Source organism: Chitinophaga sp. sic0106 (assembly GCF_019219075.1).
Classification (GTDB): domain Bacteria; phylum Bacteroidota; class Bacteroidia; order Chitinophagales; family Chitinophagaceae; genus Chitinophaga.
This window is the reverse complement of the sequence record NZ_JAHUWJ010000056.1, coordinates 1-489: the sequence shown is the minus strand read 5'-3', so window position 1 is coordinate 489 and position 489 is coordinate 1. Positions and strand designations below refer to the sequence as shown.

1 rRNA gene is annotated in these 489 nt (G+C 38.7%); it reads right to left on the bottom strand.

Annotation, left to right across the window (positions count from 1 at the left end):
- Window positions 1-403: 403 nt before the first annotated feature.
- Window positions 404-489 (bottom strand): 5S ribosomal RNA (rrf, locus tag KW844_RS28905); the annotation flags it as partial.

The following is a 489-nucleotide window of genomic DNA, read 5'->3' as shown; positions in this document are numbered from 1 at the left end:
TCGTGCTGTTGTTTCCAATCTTTCAAAGAACTTGTGCTAATTAATTAGCAGTTGTCAATGTAGGAGATCCGATCTCCGTGCCCTGCTGGCGTACATCTTCAAGTATTTTCTGTAAGAACTTTTTGTTTCGTTTGTGTTGGGGTTGCAAAGGTAATGAGCATTTTTCAAACCACCAAAACTTTTTTCGAAGTTTTTATCATCTTTATTTTATTGATTTACAACTGATTAGTTATATACAATAGTAATTCAGGATGACTGCGAAATAAAGAACGAAACGTATAAAATATGAAAGGAGGTAATCTTGTTGACTTCTGTAAGGAGGTCGGAATGTAGGTAACGAAGAACCGTTCTACACTTAAGAGAAAGAAAAGGTCCTGGTTTGATCCAGGACCTTTCTGAATAAATATGGCAGCTACCTACTCTCCCGCATTGTGGTGCAGTACCATCGGCCATAAGGGGCTTAACTTCTCTGTTCGGAATGGGAAGAGG